Source organism: Burkholderia stagnalis, from assembly GCF_039848545.1.
Lineage (GTDB): Bacteria > Pseudomonadota > Gammaproteobacteria > Burkholderiales > Burkholderiaceae > Burkholderia > Burkholderia stagnalis.
In genome coordinates, this window is record NZ_CP156687.1 from 1 (window position 1) to 16,002 (window position 16,002).

Below are 16,002 nucleotides of genomic sequence, written 5' to 3' on the forward strand. Positions count from 1 at the left end.
GCTCGCGCGGTGCCAGGTACCGCGATCGGGCCGCAAACGGCGCGTTCTACTCCCTCTCCAATCCGACCAGTAGCAGCATCAGCCCCGCACACGAGCCTTGGTGTCGTGTAGTCACGGTGACTCCGCGCCAGGCCCCGCGACCGGCAACTACCGGCGCGTTCTACTTCTTCTTCAATCCAGAATCACCGCACGTGTCACGCTCCGCGCAGCACGCCGAGACGCGCAAGCCGGTCCGGGCGTGGCATCGCCTCGCCGGCGATCCAGCGCAGCGCCTGCGTTGCCTCGTCTGCCTTCACCGCGATGCCGCTGCCGAGCGCTTCGCAGGGCACGAACGTGGGCGTCGCGTCGTCGGCGCTGCTCGCCAGCGTCAATGCCTGTGCCGCCGACGGGCTTGCTGTACGTCGCTCCCCCGTTTCCGTGTAGCCGCCTGCCTGGGCGAATGGCGTCAACGTACCGCTCGCGACAAGGAACAGCAGGTTCTGCAGGATCTCCGGCGGGTTGTGGCGCTCGCCGCCGAGACGAGCAACGATCTCACCGATTCGCATTGAGCCTTGCCGCATCAGCGCACGCAGATCGGCGATGAAATCGGGCTGAAAACTCAACGCGCCGCGCGGTATCGCCACGCGCGTCTCGATTCGTTCCACCTCGGTCGTGCAGCCGATCGCGATCTCGTCGAGATAGCGGATGGCCTGGGCCGGCGCTTGGCTTGCGAGCGTGCCGAGCACGAACACATCGCGGCGAAAGCGGCGGTTGACGGCGAAGTCCTCGGCCAGATGTCGTAGCCGCGCGTTCGGCAGTGCCGCGATTGCGTTAGCGGCCTGGCGGTCCATCAGCAGCATCGGATGATTGTCCGCGAGCGTTGCGCTGCCCGCGTAAGCGAGGTTCGCCGCGGCCATCTCGTCGACGACGTCGACCGAGTAGTGGACCTCCCACGCCCGGTTCAGGAACTCGTGCGCGAGGTATTCGTGCGGATCTTTCGCGAGCGCGGCCAGCGCGTCGGCGGCGGCCGGATTGTCGCGGAAATACCGGACACTCGGGTTGCCGAGACTTTGCATGCTGGCGATCGCGCTGCCCGTGCGCGCATCGATGCCGCCGTCAGCCGCCTGTGCCAGTTCGAGCATCAACTTGCGCAACGGCATTTCGGCCGCCCAGCCCGGGTGGCAGTTGTAGCTGACGTAGACCCGCCCTTCATCGGCCAGGTGTCGCGCGATCAATTGCCGGACAACGTGCCGGACATCAGCATCGACCCAGCTGTAGACGCCGTGCATCACGATGAAATCGAACGACGGCAGATCCTGGCCGAGCAGCGCGTCGAAGCTCGCCTCGTGGAACACGACATTGTCGATCCCGAGCCGGGCCGCGCGCCGCGCGGCCGCGTCGATGTGGGCCGGATTGAAGTCGCACGCGTGGAATTCGGCGTGCGGAAATGCTGCCGCATTGATGACGGTCGAATGTGCGAAGCCGCAGCCGAGGTCGAGGTAGCGGAACGGCCGGTCCAGCGCCTTCGGCCGGCCGCCGCCCAGCACGCTGGCGTAGTTCAGCCACGCGGGGGACAACTCGCGATGGAAGCGGTCCGGGAACGTGACGTCGCTCACGTATCCGGAGAAAGGATCGGATGCTTGCATGAGAATGGAAACACGATTCGGTTGCCGGCCCATGCGGCACAGCGGAACGCGTACTCCGGCCGGCGCGCCGTGACCCGCGAAGCGGTATCAAGCGGCGCGGCGACCGCAGGTCGGCTTGCCGCGCGAGCTTACCATACGGTCCGGGCGCGGACGGCGTGGGACAGGCGCAGTTCAACCGTAGCGCGATTCCGAACGTGCATTCATCTGATGACTCATCTGTCGCACGACCTATTGCATCGTTGTGGACGCAACGATCGTGCGACAGCACGAATCACCGGATCATGAAGCGTCTGCACGCAGTACGGCCCCGTCATCCCACGCACACGTAGACAAATGCCCGTGCTAACGCTTCGCGCTCGGCGAGACGGTACCGCACGCCCGGATTACCAGCTGACGTACGGCCCTGTCATCCCACGCACACGTCAGACAAATGCCTGTGCTAACGCTTCGCGCTCGGCGAGACGGCACCGCACGCCCGGATCACCAGCTGACGTACGGCCCCGTCATCCCACGCACACCAGACAAATGCCTGTGCTAACGCTTCGCGCTCGGCGAGACGGCACCGCACTCCCGGATCGCCAGCTGACGTACGGCCCCGTCATCCCACACCCACATCAGACAAATGCCCGTGCTAACGCTTCGCGCTCGGCGAGACGGCACCGCACGCCCGGATTACCAGCTGACGTACGGCCCCGTCATCCCACGCACACATCGGACAAATGCCCGTGCTAACGCGTCGCGCTCGGCGAGACGGCACCGCACTCCCGGATCACCAGCTGACGTACGGCCCCATCATCCCACGCACACGTAGACAAATGCCCGTGCTAACGCTTCGCGTTCGGCGAAACGGCGCCGCACGCCCGGATCACCAGCTGAACCACCTGCTCGGATTTCTCCGCAAACGCCTTCTGCGTCAGCGCGCGCTTGCCGCTCAATGCGCGGATTTGCGCATCGAAGTCCGCGTAATGCTGCGTCGTCGCCCAGATCAGGTACATCAACGCCTGCGCGTCGATCGGCGCGAGCAGCCCGCGCGCGATCCAGTCATCGATCACCTTCACGCGCGTGTCGAACCACGGTTTGACGCGCAGCGCGAGGATGTCCTGCATGTGCTCCGCGCCCTGGATGATCTCGTTCGCCCATACCTTCGAGCCGAGTGGCCGCCGGCGCGACAGCGCCATCTTCGCGCGCACGTAGCCGCCGATCGCCTCGACCGGGTCGTCGCTGTCCTCGAACGTGTTGGCGGCCCGATGCCAGTCCTCGAACAGATCCTCGAGCACGCGGCGGTACAGCGCCAGCTTTGTCGGGAAGTAGTAATGCAGGTTGGCTTTCGGCAGGCCGGCGCGCTCCGCGATCATCGCGGTGCTCGCGCCGTCGAGCCCGCGTTCCGCGAACACGGCTTCGGCGCACGCGAGCAGATGCGCTTCATTCGACTCGCGAATGTGCGCCTTGCGTCGCCGCAAAGGCGCGGGCATCTCGTCGCGTTTCGTCATTTCCGCTACCGCTTCGTCACGTTTCATCGTAGGCCTCGCGCGGCGCGCATGCCGCGTTGCGCTTCATTCTAGCCGCCCGGCATTGCGACGGCACACGTGCGGATGCGTGTGCGCACCGCATATGTTGCGATGCAGTGGCACGCTTCTCGCTATATCTGTTCACGCAAGAAAGACGTTGATTTGGCAGAAAGATTAGCCTAAAACCTGTCCAATCGGACAGGATTGGATGAGCGGCAGATGGCCTTGGCGACACGCCCGGCCAGATGTCGCCGGTGAGCCGGAATCGTGCACCGGGTGCGTGCGGACATGCCCCATCAAACACCGCGCGTGCACCGGCAGCGACCGAACCGACAGCATGACCGACCCAGAGGAGCAACGCGCATGAACGCGGTATCCGAAGCAGTGAAGCGGGCAACACTCGACCCGTCGATCAAGGTCGACGGCACGCGCTTGTGGGACAGCCTGATGCAGATGGCGAAGATCGGCGCGACGCCGAAGGGCGGCGTCTGCCGCCTCGCCCTCACCGATCTCGACAAGGCCGGCCGCGACCTGATCGTCAGTTGGGCGAAAGAAGCCGGCTGCACGGTGACGGTCGACCGGATGGGGAACGTGTTCATGCGTCGCGCAGGCCGCGTGGCGGATGCGCCGCCCGTCGTCACCGGGTCGCATGCGGATTCGCAGCCGACGGGCGGCCGTTTCGACGGCATCTACGGCGTGCTGGGCGGACTCGAAGTGATTCGCAGCCTCAACGATCGCGGGATCGAAACCGAGCATCCGGTCGAGGTGGTGATCTGGACCAACGAGGAGGGCTCGCGCTTCGCGCCCGCGATGGTCGCCTCGGGCGTGTTCGCCGGCGTCTTCCCGCTCGAATACGGCTTGTCGCGCAAGGACGTCGACGGCAAGACGATCGGCGACGAACTCGTGCGCATCGGCTATGCCGGCGACGTGCCGTGCGGCGGCCGGCCGCTGCATGCGGCGTTCGAGCTGCATATCGAGCAGGGGCCGATTCTCGAAGCGGAGCAGAAGACGATCGGCGTCGTCACCGATGCGCAGGGGCAGCGCTGGTATGAAATCACGCTCACGGGGCAGGAGGCGCATGCCGGCCCGACGCCGATGCCCCGCCGCCGCGACGCGCTGCTGGGCGCATCGCGCGTGGTCGACCTCGTCAACCGGATCGGGCTCGACCATGCGCCGTTCGGCTGTGCGACGGTCGGCATGATGCAGGTGTATCCGAACTCGCGGAACGTGATTCCGGGCCGCGTGTTCTTCACGGTCGACTTCCGGCATCCGGACGACGCCGTGCTCGCGCAAATGGACGCCGCGCTGCGCGACGGCGTCGCGCGCATCGCGGCCGGCATCGGCCTCGACACGCAGCTCGAGCAGATCTTCTACTACAAGCCCGTCGCGTTCGACGCCGACTGCGTGGCGGCCGTGCGTGCCGCGGCCGAGCGCTTCGGCTATTCGCATCGCGACATGGTGTCGGGCGCGGGCCACGACGCGTGCTATCTCGCGCAGGTCGCGCCGACGTCGATGGTGTTCGTGCCCTGTGTCGACGGCATCAGCCACAACGAGATCGAGGACGCGACGCCCGAATGGATCGAGGCCGGCGCGAACGTGCTGCTGCACGCGATGCTGTCGCGCGCATGCGAACCCGTGTCATGACGACGCTGCCGTAGCCGGCATCCCCTTATCGACTGATCGTACGCATTGCTATCAATATGCCGTCCCGGCTTCGCGCGAGCGCGGCCGGCAGGCACGGCTTTGTCCTCACCTTGACGAAGGAACGAGTATGGCCACCCAGCAAACCGGCGATATCGCCGCGCACCGCCTGTCGTCCGAGCAACTCGCGTGCGAGTTCGCCGATATCGCGCCGCTGCTCGATCCGACCGCCGCGGCAGCCGCGGCGAGCCGGTGCCATTACTGCTACGACGCGCCGTGCGTGCAGGCCTGCCCGACGCGGATCGACATTCCCGGCTTCATCCGCAAGATCGGCAACGGCAACCTGAAGGGCGCGGCGACGGACATCCTGTCGGCGAACCCGCTCGGCGGCATGTGCGCGCGCGTGTGCCCGACCGAGATCCTGTGCGAAGGGGCGTGCGTGCGCAATCACCAGGACGCGCAGCCGGTCGCGATCGGCGCGCTGCAGCGCCACGCAACCGACTGGGCGATGGCGTCGGGCGCGGTGTCGTTCCGGCGCGCGCCCGATACGGGGCGCCACGTCGCGGTGGTCGGCGCGGGGCCGTCCGGGCTCGCGTGCGCGCACCGGCTTGCGCTGGCCGGGCACCGCGTCACGCTGTTCGACGCGCACGCGAAGGCGGGCGGGCTCAACGAATACGGGATCGCGGCCTACAAGACCGTCGACGACTTTGCGCAGCGCGAGGTCGACTGGCTGCTGTCGGCCGGCGGCATCGCGCTGCGGACGGGCGTCGCGCTCGGGCGCGACGTGACGCTCGACGCGCTGCGCGAGCAGCACGACGCGGTGTTTCTCGCGATCGGCCTTGCCGGCGTGCGCGCGCTCGCGCTCGATGGCGAAGCGCTCGCCGGCGTGATGAACGCGGTCGATTTCATCGAGCAGGTGCGGCAGGCCGATGCGCTCGAGCACGTGCCGGTCGGGCGCCGCGTGGTGGTGATCGGCGGCGGCAACACGGCGGTCGATGCGGCCGTGCAGAGCCGCAAGCTCGGCGCGGCGAGCGTCACGATGGTTTATCGGCGCGGTGTGGATGCGATGAGCGCGACCTGGGCCGAACGCGAGTTCGCGCAGAAGAACGGCGTCACGCTCGTCACGCACGCGAAGCCGGTGCGCCTGCTCGGCCGCGACGGGCAGGTGAGCGGCGTGGAATTCGAAGGGGCCGCGGGCGACCGCTTCACGCTCGACGCGGACATGGTGCTGAAGGCGATCGGCCAGGTGCTCGTGCTGGCCGGCGTCGGGCGCGAGCTGCTGACGCTCGACGGCGGCCGGATCGCGGTCGACGCGAACGGGCAGACCACGCTGCCGGACGTCTGGGCGGGCGGCGACTGCGCGGCCACGGGCGGCGTCGACCTGACGGTCCAGGCGGTGCAGGACGGCAAGGTCGCGGCCGCGTCGATCGACGCGGCGCTTGCGCAGCGCGACGCGCGGGCGGCATGAGCGACGGGCTCACGCCCCCCGCACGCACCACCGATCACGACAACGACCCCACACTCACGGAGCCGATCATGGCCGACCTTCGCTGCACCATCGCGGGCATCACTTCGCCGAATCCCTTCTGGCTCGCGTCCGCGCCGCCGACCGACAAAGCCTATAACGTGAACCGCGCATTCGAAGCGGGCTGGGGCGGCGTCGTGTGGAAGACGCTCGGGCTCGATCCGCACGTCGTCAACGTCAGCTCGCGCTATGGCGCGGTGCAGTGGAACGGCCAGCGCATCGCGGGGCTGAACAACATCGAGCTGATCACCGATCGCCCGCTCGACGTGAACCTGCGCGAGATCGCACAGGTGAAGCGCGACTGGCCGGACCGCGCACTGATCGTGTCGCTGATGGTGCCGTGCAACGAACGCGACTGGAAATGGATCCTGCCGCTCGTCGAGGACACCGGCGCCGATGCGGTCGAACTCAACTTCGGCTGCCCGCACGGGATGAGCGAGCGCGGGATGGGCGCGGCGGTCGGGCAGGTGCCCGAGTATGTCGAGATGGTCACGCGCTGGGTCAAGGAGGGCACGAAGCTGCCGTGCCTCGTGAAGCTGACGCCGAACATCAGCGACATCCGGATGGGCTCGCGCGCCGCATACAAGGGCGGGGCGGACGGCGTGTCGCTGATCAACACGATCAACTCGATCGTCGCGGTCGACCTCGACCAGATGGCGCCGATGCCGACGGTCGACGGCAAGGGCACCCACGGCGGCTATTGCGGCCCGGCCGTGAAGCCGATCGCGCTGAACATGGTCGCGGAGATCGCGCGCGACCCCGAGACGCCGAACCTGCCGATCTCCGGCATCGGCGGCATCTCGTCGTGGCGGGACGCGGCCGAGTTCATCGTGCTCGGCGCCGGCAGCGTGCAGGTGTGCACGGCGGCGATGCACTACGGTTTCCGGATCGTGTCGGATTTCGTGGACGGGCTGTCGAACTGGATGGACGACAAGGGCTACGCGACGCTCGACGACGTGCGCGGCCGCGCGGTGCCGAACGTCACCGACTGGAAATACCTGAACCTGAACTACGACATCAAGGCGCGCATCGACCAGGACCGCTGCATCCAGTGCGGGCTGTGCCATATCGCGTGCGAGGACACGTCGCATCAGGCGATCACGCGCGAGAAGGACGGCGTGCGCCACTTCGAGGTGATCGACGCGGAATGCGTCGGGTGCAATTTATGCATGCATGTGTGCCCGGTCGAGCAATGCATCACGATGGCGCGCGTCGACTCGGGAAACTATGCGAACTGGACCACGCATCCGAACAACCCGTCGCGCGTCGACGCAGGTGCGGGCACCGCGGAACCGGAGAAGCACGCGAAGGCCGCTTGACCGGCGTGCGGCGCGCGAGGCGTTGGCCTCGCGCTGCCGTTTCAGATCCATTCGAGCCGGTGTCGACCCCGTGTCGCACACGACATCGCGCCGGCGCGGACGATTCCGTGGAGTGTCTCAATGAAGCTGACAGCGAACCCCGCCGATCCCGACGGCGCTGCCGCGCACGGCGGCAACCTCTACAACGACGACCTCGCACCGACGACGGCCGCGCAGCGCACGTGGAAGTGGTATCACTTCGCGGCGCTGTGGGTCGGGATGGTGATGAACATCGCGTCGTACATGCTCGCGGCCGGCCTGACCGAGGAAGGCATGTCGCCGTGGCAGGCGGTGCTGACCGTGCTGCTCGGCAACCTGATCGTGCTCGTGCCGATGCTGCTGATCGGCCACGCGGGCGCGAAGCACGGCATCCCGTACGCAGTGCTCGTGCGCTCGTCGTTCGGCACGCAGGGCGCGAAGCTGCCGGCGCTGCTGCGCGCGATCGTCGCGTGCGGCTGGTACGGCATCCAGACCTGGCTCGGCGGCAGCGCGATCTACACGCTGCTCAACATCCTGACGGGCAACGCGCTGCATGGCGCGGCGCTGCCGGTCATCGGCATCTCGCTGGCGCAGCTCGCGTGTTTTCTGGTGTTCTGGGCGCTGCAGCTCTATTTCATCCTGCACGGCACCGATTCGATCCGCTGGCTCGAGAGCTGGTCGGCGCCGATCAAGGTCGTGATGTGCGTCGCGCTCGTCTGGTGGGCGACGTCGAAGGCGGGCGGGTTCGGCTCGATGCTGTCGGCGCCGTCGCAGTTCGCGGCGGGCGGCAAGAAGGCGGGGCTGTTCTGGGCGACGTTCTGGCCGGGGCTGACCGCGATGGTCGGCTTCTGGGCGACGCTCGCGCTCAACATCCCGGATTTCACGCGCTTCGCGCATTCTCAGCGCGACCAGGTGATCGGGCAGTCGATCGGGCTGCCGGTGCCGATGGCGCTGCTGTCGGTGGTGTCGGTGGTCGTGACGTCGGCGACCGTCGTGATCTACGGCAAGGCGATCTGGGATCCGATCGACCTGACGAGCCGGATGACCGGCATCGGCGTCGGCATCGCGCTCGTGATCCTCACGCTCGACACGATGTGCTGCAACCTCGCGGCGAATCTCGTCGGCCCCGCGTACGATTTCTCGAGCCTGTGGCCGAAGCGGATCTCGTATCGCACGGGCGGCCTGATCACCGCGACGATCGCGATCGTGATGATGCCGTGGAAGATCCTCGCGACCACCGACGGCTACATCTTCACGTGGCTCGTCGGATACTCGGCGCTGCTCGGGCCGGTGGCCGGGATCCTGATGGTCGACTACTTCCTGATTCGCGGCACGCGGCTCGACACGCGCGCGCTGTTCGACGAGAACGGCCGCTTCAGCTACACGCGCGGCTGGAACCCGGCCGCGCTCGCGGCGCTGGCCGCCGGCGTGCTGCCGAACCTGCCGGGCTTCCTGCATACGGCGTTTCCGGCGTCGTTCCCGAACGTGCCGGCGTTCCTCAATACGCTTTATACGTACGCGTGGTTCGTCGGCCTCGTGCTGGCGTCGCTCGTGTACGGCGCATGGATGAAATGGCGGGCCGCGCAAGGCGCGCAGGTGGCGAGCGCCTGAGCGGCGCCCGCGCGGCACGGACACTGGCAGTCAACGAGGAGGCAGCACCATGGCAACCCTGATTCGCGGCGGCACCGTCGTCGATGCGGACCGCAGCTATCGCGCGGACATCCTGTGTGCCGATCCGCAGGACGGCGGCACGATCCTGCAGATCGCGGAGCGGATCGACGCGCCGGCCGGCGCGACGATCGTCGATGCGCACGACCAGTACGTGATGCCGGGCGGCATCGACCCGCATACGCACATGGAGCTGCCGTTCATGGGCACGACGGCGAGCGACGATTTCTATACGGGCACCGCGGCGGGGCTCGCGGGCGGCACGACGAGCATCATCGATTTCGTGATCCCGAGCCCGAAGCAGCCGCTGATGGACGCGTTCCACGAATGGCGCGGCTGGGCCGGGAAAGCGGCGGCCGATTACGGCTTTCACGTCGCGGTGACGTGGTGGGACGAAACCGTGCATCGCGACATGGGCACGCTCGTCCACGATCACGGCGTGTCGAGCTTCAAGCATTTCATGGCGTACAAGAACGCGATCATGGCCGACGACGAAGTGCTCGTGAACAGCTTTTCACGTTCGCTCGAACTCGGCGCGCTGCCGACCGTGCATGCGGAGAACGGCGAGCTCGTGTTCCGCCTGCAGAAGGCGCTGCTCGCGCGCGGCATGACCGGGCCGGAGGCGCATCCGCTGTCGCGCCCGCCCGAGGTCGAGGGCGAAGCCGCGAACCGCGCGATCCGCATCGCGCAGGTGCTCGGCGTGCCGGTCTATATCGTGCACGTGTCGTCGAAGGATGCGGTGGACGCGATCGCGCGGGCGCGCATCGAAGGCCTGCGCGTGTTCGGCGAAGTGCTGCCGGGGCATCTCGTGATCGACGAAGCCGTCTATCGCGATCCGGACTGGACGCGCGCGGCGGCGCACGTGATGAGCCCGCCGTTCCGCTCGGCCGAGCATCGCGAGGCGCTGTGGCGCGGGCTGCAGGCCGGGCAGCTGCATACGACGGCGACCGATCACTGCGTGTTCTGCGCATCGCAGAAGGCGATGGGCCGCGACGACTTCACGAAGATCCCGAACGGCTGCGGCGGCGTCGAGGATCGGATGTCGGTGCTGTGGCATCACGGCGTCAATCACGGCCGCATCACGCCGAACGAGTTCGTGCGGATCACGTCGACGAATGCCGCGCAGATCTTCAACCTGTATCCGCGCAAGGGGGCCGTGCAGGTGGGCGCGGACGCCGATCTGGTGGTGTGGGATCCCGCCGCGACGAAGACGATCTCGGTCGATACGCATCACCAGAAGGTCGATTTCAACGTGTTCGAGGGCATGACGGTGCAGGGCGTCGCGACGCATACGCTCACGCGCGGCGCGCTCGCGTGGGCGAACGGGGAATTGCGCGCGGTGCGCGGCGCGGGGAAATACCTGAAGCGGCCGCCGCAAGCCGCGTATTACGAGGCGACGCGGATCGCGAACCGGCGCAAGGAGCCGCATCCGGTCGAGCGAAACGGGTAGACGAACCGTGCGCCGCCGTGCGCCGTCGCCGGGCCGGAATGGGCCACGGCTGCGGCGATGCGCACGGCGGCGGGCAGGCATCCTCGTTCAGCATCCTGTCCGAACGGTCAACATATGGCATGGGTTGTGCTTGATTCCTCCCGTTTTATCCGCGGGACTCGCCGAAAGCTGACTGCCTGGTCAACATCGACGCGCGCACGCACCTGAAGCAGGCGGCGCGCTCGAATGTGGGGCAGTCGGCGTGCACGGCGCTCCATGGCCGGCGCATGCGCGTCGCGCTTCGAACAACAAGAAGACGGACGTATGGAATCAGGCGAATGTGCATAGAAGAACTGAATAACGAACCTGGGTGCAGAAGACGATCGAAATCGACGAGGGTACGTGCCGGCGCCGCGCTGCTCGCGGCGGCGGCCGGCATGCTCGCCGCACCGGCGGCGCAGGCCGATGCGCCGCCGGCTGGCCCGCTGCTCGCGGAAAGCGGCGCGGTCGTGCCGAATCCGCCGCCGGCGCCCGCGCCGTCGCCGTATCTGTCGACGTGGTTTCACCAGAGCCTCGGCGTGATCGGCTCGAAGGACATCCGCTTCGGGCCGCATGCGACCAACGACGTCTACCTCGAATACGAGTATTTCGGCCGGAAAGGCCCGTTCGACCTGTACGGCTATGTCGACGTGCCGCGCGTGTTCGGCGCCGGCAACGGCTACGACACGGGCATCACGAACAAGGGCTCGCCGCTGTTCAGCGAGCAGGAGCCGCGCGTGTCGATCGACGAGCTCGTCGGCCGGCCGCTCGGCTTCGGCCCGTTCAAGGAATGGTACGTGGCGTTCGACTGGATCTACGACCACGGGCACAACACGGCGGGACGCCAGAACACGCTGTACGCGGGCTTCGGCACCGACATCGACACGCATACGAAGCTGCTGCTGTCCGCGAACCTGTACGTGCGCCGCCAGTGGGAGAACTACGGCGCCGCGAACCAGAACTCGTGGGACGGCTATCGCGCGCAGATGAAGTACATCTACCCGATCGGCACGTTCCATGGCGGCAACCTCACCTACGTCGGCTTCTTCAACTACGACTTCGGCTCGAAGCTGCGCGAGGAATCGGGCGGCGACGCGCGCACCGACACGGCGTTCGTCGCGACGAACGTGCTGATCTATTCGTTCAAGCACTGGCGCTTCTGGACGGCGGCCCGGTATTTTCACAACGGCGGCCAGTGGAACGGGACCGAACTGAATTTCGGCGACGGGCCGTTCCGCAACCGCTCGACCGGCTGGGGCTATTACGCGAGCGTCGGCTATCAGTTCTGAGGCCGGCGCCGCATGCGGCACGATTCACGCATCATCACGAGAACCATCCATACGAGGGAACCATGTTCAAGAAACAATGGCTGAAACGATTGATGCTGCTGGTGCTCGCGGGCGCGTTCGCGGCCGCCGCGCAGGCGGCCGGCGATGGCGCGCGCCGGCCGCGTGCCGTCAAGGTGCTCGTCATCACGATGTTCGGGCCGGAAGGCAAGGCGTGGCTCGATCGCCTCGGGCCGCTGCAGCGCATCGCGGTGCCGGGCCTGTCGCCCGACTATCCGGCGGTGAGCTGCACGCGCGATGACGTTTGCGTGCTGACGACCGGAATGGGCCACGCGAACGCGGCGGCATCGATGGCCGCGCTCGTCTATTCGCGGCAGTTCGACCTGCGCAAGACCTACTTCCTGATCACGGGCATCGCGGGCATCGATCCGGCGCAGGGCACGCTCGGCTCGGCCGCATGGGCGCGCTACCTGGTCGATTTCGGCATCCAGTGGGAGCTGGACGCGCGCGAGATTCCGGCCGGATGGAAGTCGGGCTACCTGGGCATCAACACCAAGAGCGAGAACGAGAAGCCGCCGCTCGACTACCGCACCGAGGTGTTCCAGCTGAACGAGGCGCTGCTGCAGAAGGCACTGGCGCTGTCGCGCGACGTGACGCTGCACGACAGCGCGGAGGCGGCCGCGTATCGCGCGAAGTATCCGGACGCGCCCGCCAATCAGCGCCCGAAGGTCATCCAGTGCGACACGCTGGCGGGCGATACGTGGTTCTCGGGCACCGCGCTCGGCCAGCGCGCGCGTGACTGGACGCGCCTCGTGACCGACGGCAAGGGCGTGTACTGCACGACGCAGCAGGAAGACAACGCGACGTTCGAAGTCGTGAAACGCGCGGCGGCCGCGGGGCTCGCCGATACGCAGCGCGTGGCCGTGCTGCGCTCGGGTTCGGACTTCGACCGTCCGCCGCAGGGCGGCTCGGACGTCGCCAACCTGCTCGACTACCAGAGCCAGGGCGGTTTCGTGCCGGCGCTCGACAATCTCTATCTCGCCGGTTCGCCGCTCGTGAACGCGATCGTGAAGGACTGGGCGCACTGGCAGCACGGCGTGCCGGCCGAGTGACGGCAGCAAGCCGCGCCGCATCGGCTTGCGCTGCTTGCGCCGCGCGCATGACGGGCCGCTCGGCGCGAGCGCTTTCCAACATCGAAAGGGGCTTCACGTGGATATTCTGCGCAGTCTGTTGGGCATGCTGTTCCTGCTGCTGGTCGCGTATCTGCTGTCGAACAACCGGCGCGCGGTGCGCGGCCGCACGATGGTCGCCGCGCTGTGCACGCAGCTCGCGATCGGCGCGCTCGTGCTGTTCGTGCCGCCCGGCCGAGCGGCGCTCGCGGCGGCCGCGAGCGGCGTCAATCGCGTGCTCGACATGGGCAATCACGGCATCGCGTTCGTGTTCGGCGGGCTGGTCGACAGCCGGATGTTCCAGCTGTTCGGCGACGGCGGCTTCGTGTTCGGCCTGCGCGTGCTGCCGATGATCATCTTCGTCACCGCGCTGATCGCGGTGCTGTACTACCTCGGCGTGATGAAATGGCTCGTCGCGATCCTCGGCGCGGCGCTGGCGAAGCTGCTCGGCGTGAGCCGCATCGAAGCGTGCTCGGCGGTCGCGACGATCTTCCTCGGGCAGAGCGAGATGCCGGCGCTCGTGAAGCCGTTCGTGAAGCACATGACGAGCGCGGAGATCTTCACGGTGATGGCGAGCGGCATGGCGTCGATCGCGGGCTCCGTGCTGGTCGGCTACGCGGGCCTCGGCGTGAAGATGGAATATCTGCTCGCCGCGTCGTTCATGGCCGTGCCGGGCGGGCTGCTGTTCGGCAAGCTGCTGTTCCCGACCGTGGAGCCGAGCCGCGTCGTCGTCGACGGGCTCGACTTCGACGACAAGCGCGCGGCCAACGTGATCGAGGCGGCGGCGTCCGGCGCGTCGGTGGGCCTGAGGATCGCGATCAACGTCGGCGCGATGCTGATCGCGTTCGTCGGGCTCATCGCGCTGATGAACCTGCTCGTGAGCGGCGTGGCCGCGCTCGTCGGCTTTCCGCAGGTCACGCTGCTGGGCCTGCTCGGCCGCGCGTTCGCGCCGCTCGCGTGGATGATCGGCGTGCCGTGGCACGATGCGGTGCTGGCCGGGAACTTCATCGGCGAGAAGCTGATCTTCAACGAGTTCGTCGCGTACGGCGACCTGTCGCCGTACCTGAAGGACAGCGGGCATGTCGCGGCGGCGGGGCTGCAGGTGCTCGACCCGAAGACGGTCGCGATCGTGTCGTTCGCGCTGTGCGGCTTCGCGAATTTCTCGTCGATCGCGATCCTCGCGGGCGGCTTCAGCGCGGTCGCGCCGGAGCGGCGCTCGGAAGTGACGCGGCACGGGCTGCGCGCGCTGACGGCCGCGACGCTGTCGAACCTGATGAGCGCCGCGATCGCCGGCTTGTTCTTCTCGCTGCATTGAGATCTTACCGAGGACCAACACCATGTTTCTGCCGCAGGAATTCATTCGCAAGAAGCGCGACCGTCTGCCGCTCAGCCGCGAGGAGATCGCGGCGTTCGTCGGCGGCGTGACGGACGGGAGCGTGACCGAAGGCCAGGTCGCGGCGTTCGCGATGGCCGTGTACTTCAACGACCTGAGCGTCGACGAGCGCGTCGCGCTGACGCTCGCGCAGCGCGACTCGGGCGAGGTGCTCGACTGGCGCGCGCTCGATCTCGGCGGGCCCGTGATCGACAAGCACTCGACCGGCGGCGTGGGCGACGTCGTGTCGCTGATGCTGGGGCCGATGATCGCCGCGTGCGGCGGCTTCGTGCCGATGATTTCGGGGCGCGGGCTCGGCCATACCGGCGGCACGCTCGACAAGCTGAGCGCGATTCCCGGCTATGACGTCACGCCGGACACGCACGCGTTCCGCCGCACGGTGCGCGACGTCGGCGTCGCGATCATCGGCCAGACCGCGCAGCTTGCGCCGGCCGACAAGCGGATCTATGCGATCCGCGACATCACGGCGACCGTCGAGTCGGTCGCGATGATCACCGCGTCGATCCTGTCGAAGAAGCTCGCGGCCGGGCTCGACGGGCTCGTGATGGACGTCAAGGTCGGCTCCGGCGCGTTCATGCCGACCTTCGAGAAGTCGGTCGAGCTCGCGCGCAGCATCGTCGACGTGGGCAACGGCGCGGGCATGAAGACGACCGCGATCCTCACCGACATGAACCAGTCGCTCGCGCCGTGCGCGGGCAATGCGATCGAAGTGGCATGCGCGATCGATTACCTGACCGGCAAGTCGCGGCCCGCGCGCCTGCATGAGGTCACGATGGCGCTTGCCGCGCAACTGCTCGTCACCGGCGGCCTGGCCGGGGAGGCCGCGCAGGCGCATGCGATGCTGCAGCACGCGCTGGATTCGGGCGCGGCGGCGGAACGCTTCGCGAAGATGGTCGCGGTGCTCGGCGGCCCGGCGGACCTGCTCGATGCGCCGGCGCGTCATCTGGCGCGGGCGGCCGTCACCGTGCCGGTGCCGGCGCGCGCGGGCGGCGTCGTGCAGCGGGTCGATTGCCGCGCGCTCGGGCTGGTGGTGGTCGCGCTCGGCGGTGGCCGCACGCGCGCGGAAGACGCGATCGACTACGGCGTGGGGCTGTCGGCACTCGTGGAGCTAGGGCAGCGCGTGGAAGCCGGCGAGCCGCTCGGGTTCGTGCATGCGCGCGATGCCGCTGCGGCGGCGCGCGCGGTGGATGAGATTCAGCGCATCTATACGCTGGGCGATGCGGGCGACGCGCCGCCGCCGACGGTCCATCAGTGGATCGATTGAGATGGGTTGAGATCGATTGAGATCGGTTGATCGATCGCCGGCGCCGAGCGGGCGTTCGTGCCCGCGATGACACGGCTTCCCGGCCCGCGGCATCGACATGGCTGTCGATGCCGCCGAA

At 67.9% G+C, this 16,002-nt stretch carries 11 protein-coding genes; 9 read left to right on the top strand and 2 right to left on the bottom strand.

Annotated features, from left to right (window positions below; genetic code table 11):
- Positions 1–194: 194 nt before the first annotated feature.
- The gene (locus ABFO07_RS30870; protein ID WP_430733097.1) at positions 195–1,595 is read right to left on the bottom strand and encodes a class I SAM-dependent methyltransferase; all 1,401 of its coding nucleotides are present in this window, start codon (positions 1,593–1,595) and stop codon (positions 195–197) included.
- Positions 1,596–2,449: 854 nt separating this feature from the next.
- Complete coding sequence (locus ABFO07_RS30875) at positions 2,450–3,142, bottom strand: TetR/AcrR family transcriptional regulator (protein WP_059995111.1); 693 nt, start codon at positions 3,140–3,142, stop codon at positions 2,450–2,452.
- Between the two features lie 354 nt (positions 3,143–3,496).
- On the opposite strand from ABFO07_RS30875, the gene ABFO07_RS30880 reads away from it, so the two are divergent.
- The 9 genes from ABFO07_RS30880 to deoA all read left to right on the top strand — a co-directional run bounded on the left by ABFO07_RS30880 (position 3,497) and on the right by deoA (position 15,884).
- Positions 3,497–4,777, top strand: a complete 1,281-nt coding sequence (locus tag ABFO07_RS30880) for a Zn-dependent hydrolase (protein ID WP_059558918.1) — start codon at positions 3,497–3,499, stop codon at positions 4,775–4,777.
- A 127-nt stretch (positions 4,778–4,904) separates the two neighbouring features.
- On the top strand, positions 4,905–6,242 hold the full coding sequence (locus ABFO07_RS30885; protein ID WP_347469838.1) for an NAD(P)-dependent oxidoreductase: 1,338 nt from the start codon (positions 4,905–4,907) through the stop codon (positions 6,240–6,242).
- Between the two features lie 68 nt (positions 6,243–6,310).
- Positions 6,311–7,618 carry an NAD-dependent dihydropyrimidine dehydrogenase subunit PreA gene (preA, locus tag ABFO07_RS30890; RefSeq protein WP_059802702.1) on the top strand — a complete coding sequence of 436 codons (1,308 nt, stop codon included), beginning with the start codon at positions 6,311–6,313 and terminating at the stop codon, positions 7,616–7,618.
- 120 nt (positions 7,619–7,738) lie between these two features.
- Positions 7,739–9,247 (top strand): NCS1 family nucleobase:cation symporter-1, encoded by a 1,509-nt coding sequence (locus tag ABFO07_RS30895; protein WP_059802604.1) that lies wholly within the window; start codon positions 7,739–7,741, stop codon positions 9,245–9,247.
- A gap of 49 nt (positions 9,248–9,296) precedes the next feature.
- Positions 9,297–10,754: a dihydropyrimidinase gene (gene hydA, locus ABFO07_RS30900; protein WP_059892196.1), complete on the top strand. Its 1,458-nt coding sequence runs from the start codon at positions 9,297–9,299 to the stop codon at positions 10,752–10,754.
- A 416-nt stretch (positions 10,755–11,170) separates the two neighbouring features.
- Positions 11,171–12,061 carry a nucleoside-specific channel-forming protein Tsx gene (locus ABFO07_RS30905; RefSeq protein ID WP_347469840.1) on the top strand — a complete coding sequence of 297 codons (891 nt, stop codon included), beginning with the start codon at positions 11,171–11,173 and terminating at the stop codon, positions 12,059–12,061.
- Positions 12,062–12,123: 62 nt separating this feature from the next.
- The gene (locus ABFO07_RS30910; RefSeq protein WP_059885813.1) at positions 12,124–13,170 is read left to right on the top strand and encodes a purine-nucleoside phosphorylase; all 1,047 of its coding nucleotides are present in this window, start codon (positions 12,124–12,126) and stop codon (positions 13,168–13,170) included.
- 97 nt (positions 13,171–13,267) lie between these two features.
- The gene (locus ABFO07_RS30915) at positions 13,268–14,542 is read left to right on the top strand and encodes a NupC/NupG family nucleoside CNT transporter (RefSeq protein WP_059558889.1); all 1,275 of its coding nucleotides are present in this window, start codon (positions 13,268–13,270) and stop codon (positions 14,540–14,542) included.
- Between the two features lie 22 nt (positions 14,543–14,564).
- On the top strand, positions 14,565–15,884 hold the full coding sequence (gene deoA, locus ABFO07_RS30920) for a thymidine phosphorylase (RefSeq protein WP_060027260.1): 1,320 nt from the start codon (positions 14,565–14,567) through the stop codon (positions 15,882–15,884).
- Positions 15,885–16,002: the final 118 nt, after the last annotated feature.